General features: G+C 30.5%; 7 protein-coding genes and 1 tRNA gene. 3 read left to right on the top strand and 5 right to left on the bottom strand.

Annotated elements, in window-relative coordinates; all coding sequences use genetic code 11:
* Together PLW95_07635 and PLW95_07630 are read left to right on the top strand one after the other, a co-directional pair.
* Nucleotides 1–250: hypothetical protein (locus PLW95_07635; protein HOV22525.1), on the top strand; the 250-nt coding region annotated here is incomplete at its 5' end.
* 61 nt (nucleotides 251–311) lie between these two features.
* Complete coding sequence (locus PLW95_07630) at nucleotides 312–992, top strand: MgtC/SapB family protein (GenBank protein ID HOV22524.1); 681 nt, start codon at nucleotides 312–314, stop codon at nucleotides 990–992.
* Between the two features lie 94 nt (nucleotides 993–1,086).
* Here PLW95_07630 and PLW95_07625 read toward each other — a convergent pair whose 3' ends face one another.
* The 5 genes from PLW95_07625 to PLW95_07605 are packed head-to-tail and all read right to left on the bottom strand — an operon-like array spanning nucleotide 1,087 to nucleotide 5,732.
* Nucleotides 1,087–1,725, bottom strand: coding sequence for a protein-L-isoaspartate(D-aspartate) O-methyltransferase (locus PLW95_07625; GenBank protein HOV22523.1), 639 nt, complete (start codon nucleotides 1,723–1,725; stop codon nucleotides 1,087–1,089).
* 16 nt (nucleotides 1,726–1,741) lie between these two features.
* Nucleotides 1,742–2,425: a glycosyltransferase family 2 protein gene (locus PLW95_07620; protein ID HOV22522.1), complete on the bottom strand. Its 684-nt coding sequence runs from the start codon at nucleotides 2,423–2,425 to the stop codon at nucleotides 1,742–1,744.
* The gene (gene recG, locus PLW95_07615; protein HOV22521.1) at nucleotides 2,418–4,439 is read right to left on the bottom strand and encodes an ATP-dependent DNA helicase RecG; all 2,022 of its coding nucleotides are present in this window, start codon (nucleotides 4,437–4,439) and stop codon (nucleotides 2,418–2,420) included. The genes PLW95_07620 and recG overlap by 8 nt, the downstream gene beginning before the upstream one ends.
* Nucleotides 4,436–4,951, bottom strand: a complete 516-nt coding sequence (locus tag PLW95_07610) for a hypothetical protein (protein ID HOV22520.1) — start codon at nucleotides 4,949–4,951, stop codon at nucleotides 4,436–4,438. The genes recG and PLW95_07610 overlap by 4 nt, the downstream gene beginning before the upstream one ends.
* A gap of 4 nt (nucleotides 4,952–4,955) precedes the next feature.
* Complete coding sequence (locus PLW95_07605) at nucleotides 4,956–5,732, bottom strand: prepilin peptidase (protein HOV22519.1); 777 nt, start codon at nucleotides 5,730–5,732, stop codon at nucleotides 4,956–4,958.
* A gap of 118 nt (nucleotides 5,733–5,850) precedes the next feature.
* On the opposite strand from PLW95_07605, the gene PLW95_07600 reads away from it, so the two are divergent.
* Nucleotides 5,851–5,932, top strand: a tRNA-Leu gene (locus tag PLW95_07600).
* Nucleotides 5,933–6,594 lie beyond the last annotated feature (662 nt).

The following is a 6,594-nucleotide window of genomic DNA, read 5'->3' as shown; positions in this document are numbered from 1 at the left end:
CTTTCTTTGTCTTTTAAGGTTTTTATATGTCTTTATATCCCTCTCCCCCCTCATCTATCTTCTCCCCGCTGGGGAGAAGGAAAGACAATCCCCGCTCATCTTCACCTTCTCCCCCGCGGGGAGAAGGAACTCCATCCTCTTTCTGCCTCTCCCTTTTTTCTTTCTTCCCTCTCCCCTTTGGGGAGAGGGTAAGGGTGAGGGGGAATTTCATCTCCCTTTCATCTGTTTTTTGACACTACCTTCATTATAACCTTTTATAATTCTTTTTCAAATTTATTTGAACTATCTGAAAGAATTGATATAATTAAGTTATGAACATAACTATTGGGGAAGAAATTTTTAGAATTTTTCTATCTGGCGTTTTGAGTGGTATTATTGGATTTGAAAGAGAAAAACATGGAAGAGAAGCGGGTTTAAGAACAATGTTTCTTGTAGGAATAGGAGTAACCACAATTTTAATTTCTTCTTTCAATGTTTATAATGTCTTCTCAAATGTTGAAAGTCCAATATTGAGTATTGACCCTGCTCGTATTGCTTATGGAGTTGTTACAGGCATTGGCTTTCTTGGAGCAGGAGCAATAATTAAAGATACAAAAAGGATTAGAGGACTTACAACTGCTGCATGTTTGTGGGTGGTTACAAGTATTGGACTTGCAGTTGGTTGTGGTTTATATACTATTTCTCTTTTCACAACATTTTTTTCCCTTTTTATCCTTTATGCTTTAAAAATAATTGAGCATAAAATTTTACCTGATATTTATAGCACTTTAACAATTGTAGTAAGTCAGGAAAACGAAAAAACGCTATCTGAATTAAAGACACTTTTAAAAAATTTTCAGATGAAAATTCTATCAATTTCTTTTGAAAGAGACATAGAAAATAAAATTTCTTCTTTTACTTTCATTTTAAGATATAATAGAGAAAAATTAGTAGAAGAATTGATAAAAAAACTTACAAATAATAAAGACATAAAAAAAATTATCTGGAAATAATGTAGACATCTAATTTAAATTTTGAGTTATAATTTTACATTTTTCGTTTTTAATTTTAAATTTACAATGGATTTCTTCTTGTGCCTCTTTTTAATTATTCCTGCCAGCCATTTTCCCCTTTTAGAGGAACAAACTGACAGGCACCAAAGTTTTCTTTAATAAATTTGCCTTTTGATTTTTTTACTCTTATAAGATCCTGTGAAAAAATATCTCCAACTGGCATAACAAGTTTTCCATTTTCATTTAACTGTGAAAGTAATGCTTCTGGAATTTTAGGTCCACCCGCTGTTACAATTATTCCATCATACGGAGCATATTCTTCCCAACCCAATGTTCCGTCTCCTATTGTTATTTTAACTTTATAATTTAATTGCTGTAATATGTTTTTTGCTCTCATTGCAAGTGCTGGAATTTTCTCAACTGAATATACATCACAACCAATTTCACATAAAATTGCTGTTTGATAGCCACTGCCTGTACCTATTTCAAGTATTTTTTCGCCATCTTTAACTTCAAGTAAGGATGTCATAAGAGCAACAATGTATGGCTGACTTATTGTTTGTCCTTCTCCAATAGGAAGTGGAGTATCATCATAGGCAAATTTCTTTATATCGTCAGGGACAAATTTTTCTCTTGGTACTTTTAAAAAAGCATCAATAACTTTTCTGTCTTTTATACCGCGTGGAATAAGTTGTGTTTCAACCATCTGTTTTCTTAAAATCTCAAAATTTATTTTTTCTTCCATAATTTTACTTTGATAATTGCGGGAAAATTATTACTAAAATCATTTTAAAAAATCTTAATGTATCTCTGCCTGGTTTAATTTTGCTCTTTTCATCTCTATAAACGGTTGTAATCGGAACAGAAACTATTCTAAATCCCTTCCACGATGCTTTAATCAAGAGTTCTGATTCTGTTTCATAATGGGATGTTATAAGTTTTACTTTTTCAATCACATCTTTTTTTATAAGGCGGTATCCACATTGAGTATCCGGTATCCATTGAAAAGACAACAGAGAAATTAAAAGAGACATTGAAGTATTTGTAATTCTTCTTAAAAAAGACATTTTTGTAGAAACCATCTTTCTTTTCCCTATAAAAATTCCCCCTCTTTTTATTTTTTTATATTTTTCAATAAAATTTTCTGAATCAGAAATTAAGTGTTGTCCATCACCATCTATTGTTATAAAAGCAGGTATGCCTTCAGAAATAATATATGAAAAAGCAGTTTTCAAAGCCGTCCCTTTTCCCATACATTTACTATGAGAAATAACAATTGCTCCTTGGTTTTTTGCAATTTCCTCTGTTTTATCAGTTGAACCATCATTTATAACAATAACTTTTTCAAATAATTTTTTTGCCTCTTTTACAACTTCACCTATCTTTTTTTCTTCATTGTAAGCAGGAATAACTACTGCAATTTCTTTATACATTTATAAAAGTCCTTATAATTTTATTTTTTTCTTTTTCAAGTTTTGGGTCATCAGAAAGTATTTCTTCAACTTTCTTTCTTGCAATTTTTAATAATTCCATATCTTTCATTATATCACCTATTTTCAAAGGCAGAATACCATGTTGTCTTGTTCCTAGTAAATCCCCAGGACCTCTTAATTTAAGGTCAATTTCTGCAATTTCAAATCCACTTTCTGCCTCAATAAAACTTTCAATTCGTTCAATAATTTCTTTATTGTCAGTATAAACAACAAGAAAACAATAACCGGTGTTGCCACTTCTGCCAACTCTTCCTCTCAATTGGTGAAGTTGAGCAAGTCCAAACCTTTCTGCCTGTTCTACAATTATAAAACTTGCCTCTGGAACATCTATTCCTGATTCAACAACAGTTGTAGCAACAAGAAGTTGTAATTGCCCATTTCTGAACATTTGCATTGTTTTTTCTTTTTCTTCCTGAGATAATTTGCCATGTATAAGTCCAACTTTCACATCCGGTAAAATATTTCTTATTTTTTCATATTCTTCTTCTGCTGATTTTATATCCTCATTTTCTTTTATTGAAGGAGTTATAATAAACCCTTTTTCTCGTTTTTTATTTTGATATTCAATAAAAGAATATATTTTGTTTTTTTCTTTCTCATGGAAGAGATATGTAATAACATCTCTTCTGCCTTTTGGTAAATCACCGAGTGTAGAAAAATCCATATCACCATAAATTGTTAGTGCAACACTTCTCGGTATGGGAGTTGCACTCATAACAATATGATGAACTACTTCGCCTTTCTGCTTTAAAATTTCTCTCTGTTCAACCCCAAATTTGTGTTGTTCATCAATAACTACCATTCTTAAATTCTTAAACTCCACTTTTTCACTTAATAAAGCGTGTGTTCCAATAACAACTTGAATTTCCCCACTCTTTATTTTCTCTCTCATTTCTTCTTTTTCTTTTTCTGATAACTGCCCCACAAGAAGTGAAACATTTATGTCCTGCATTAAAAAAAATTCCTGCCAGTTAAGATAATGTTGTTCAGCAAGAATTTCTGTGGGAGCAAGTAAAATTGCCTGATATCCTGAACGAGCAAAAAACCATAAGGCAAAAATTGCAATTACAGTTTTACCTGAACCAACTTCACCATGTATTAACCTTCTTATAAGTTTTTCCTTTTTTAAATCATTTATAATATCCCCAATAACATCTATTTGCCCTTTTGTAAGTTTAAAAGGAATTTTTGCCTGAAAAATATCTATTATTTTTTCATCTATTTTTATATCAGGAAGTTTTTCTTTTATAATATTCTGTTCAATATTTTTCTTCCATAATAAATTTAATTGTAAGATGAAAAATTCTCTAAAAATTAAATAACTCCTGCTTTTTTGAAGGTTTATTTCAGAAAAAGGGAAATGTATATTTTTAAGAGCATGTTTTATATTTGAAAAACCATATTTTTGCCTTTCATAAATTGGTAAAAATTCAGGTGGATATTCCAATAGATTTTCCAATAAAAATTTTAAAATTTTCCTTAAATATCGCTGTGACAACCCTTCTGTAAGAGGATAAACAGGTAAAATATAGTCAATTTTTCCATTTTCTTCTTTTTCATAAAAGGGTGAAACAATTTCCAACTGGTTATTAAATTTCTCAACTCCACCATATATAAAAAATTTTTCTCCTGCCTTAAATATATTCTTTAAATATGTCTGATTGAAAAAAACAAGATATAAAATACCAGTTCCATCACTAATAGCAACTTTTAGATAAGGTATTCTTCCCCATCTCCTTTTTTCTTCTACTGCAATAACATTTCCTTTTATAGTTACAATATCACCGGGTTGAATTTGATATATTTTTTTAATGTTTCTTAAATCAATATATTTTCTTGGGAAATAAAAAAGTAAGTCCTCAACTGTAAAAATATTTAATTTTTTAAATAGTTTATATTTTTTTTCTCCAACTGAGGGTATTTCTAAAAGTGATGTATTTAAGGTTATTTTCATTTCTTCTTGAAAGGTAGTTCCATTGTTTCTGAAAAGAAATCATAAAACTTTAAAATTCTTAATATCTCATTTGTAAATGATAAATAAACTTTTCTTGAATTTATTTTTTCCACAAGAGATGAAATTACAGTTGGAAAAAGAATAATATTGTCTATTCCTTTGTCATTTATTATTTCTATACTTTTCTTTTTTAAATTCTCAGTTGAAGGTAAGCCAGGAATTACAAGTATTTTTCTGAAATTTTCATCTTTTAAAAAATCGGGTTTAAAAAAATCAAATATTTCAGGAAATTTATTTAAAACAGAAGGAGTAAATTTTTGAGTATGCCATGCGATTGGTTTTACAATTGCCTGCTCTATTTTTGAAATATCTTCTTTTTTTAAAATAAAGTTTTTAATATCTTCTTTTTCAACCCTTAAATTTTTCACAAAAATAACATCTTCTTTTTCAATAATGAAGAAATCAAATATTGTAAAAAACTCCTTTACAATTTCAAAACTTGGATAACTCATTTTTTTAATTTATAAAGAATCCAAGAAAATCATGCCCTTTAAAAAACAAACTTATAACTGCACCCAGACCAAGATAAGGACCAAATGGGATATAATCATCAATTTTTTTCTTCTTTAAACCAATTAAAACTAAACTTATTATAGTCCCAAGAAGAGAAGAAAAAAATATTGTAAGAAAAACACATTTCCAGCCAAGAAAAGCACCAATCATACCAAGAAGTTTAATATCCCCTCCCCCCATTGCATCTTTTTTGAAAGCAATTTTACCTGCAAAAGCAATAAAAAGAAGTAAGCCGACCCCAAGTATAAGTCCTTCAAGTGAATACAAAAGTCCTTCTAACTTTCCAGAAAAATGATGCATCATCGGGAAAAAAGAAGAAAAAAGAAGCCCCAGAAAAATACATGGTATTACAATAACATCTGAAATCAAAAATGTTTCAATATCAATAAAACTAATTATAATAAGAGAAAAAATAAAAAGTGTATAAATAAAAAAGGAAGAAGTTAATCCAAAAACATTATAGTTTAGAAGAAATAAAATTCCAGTTAAAAGTTCAACAATAAAATACCTTTGAGAAATTTTTTCTCCACAATATCTACATTTCCCTTTTAGAATTATATAACTTAAAAGAGGGATGTTATCATACCACAAAATACTTTTTTTACAATTAGGACAAAAAGAACCCGGTGTTATAATTGATTTTCCTTTTGGTAATCTATAAATACATACATTAGCAAAACTACCGAAAATAAGTCCAAATATAAAAATTATTATTCCCATACTGAAATTATATTATAAATTTCCAACTCTGTAAAAATTTTTTAAAAAGGTTAAGTTGAAAAATAAAGAGAAAAACCATATAATTTTTAATGATAAATTTCTATTAGAAAGAACAAGAGCGAGGGTGGCGGAATGGCAGACGCGCTGGACTTAGGATCCAGTGGGTTTATCCCGTGAGGGTTCAACTCCCTCTCCTCGCACCTAATTAAAAGAACACTCAGGGGATAAAAAGGGAACGGGAAAAAGTTGTTTTCCATCGCTTTTCGTTTTGGGGGTATCGTTAGGAAATGCTCGCCCGTATGGTATACACCCTATCCCTTACCCACATCTTCTAAAATCCTCTTGTATAAAGAGATTCCCTTTTATCCTATTTTGTTCATTATTCTCCTTCCTTTTAAAAAGGAAGGATGGGATGGCTTTTAATCCTAAATCCCCCTTCAAATCCCCTTCTTTCCACCTTTTTTCTCCGATTGCTCCCTCCTTTGACAAAGGAGGGCGGGGGTGGATTTCTAAATCCCCCTACCCCGTTGTGCCTATTGAAATACATTACGGCACCAACTCTGTGTGCTAAACTTTGCTACTTTAGTCGGTTTGTCAAAGGGGGAAAACAAGCATCAACTATGAGAAACAAGGGAAGCAACTTTAGTCGGTTTAATCAAGGGGAAACTTATGAGTAAGGAATAGCCCAAGAGCGAGAGCAACCCCATGAGGGTTTCCGCCATAGTAATTGGCGGATAAACTTTTCCCTCCCCTCGCACCTCAATTTTTACTTTGACCTAAATTCCCATATTTTTAGGCATTATGATATTCATACTGTTTTTACATCAAATGTATAATAGAAATTAATACCCCCCTCACCCTT

It is taken from the genome of bacterium, from assembly GCA_035370465.1.
Lineage (GTDB): Bacteria > Ratteibacteria > UBA8468 > B48-G9 > JAFGKM01 > JAGGVW01.
This window is presented reverse-complemented; position numbering and strand designations above follow the sequence as displayed.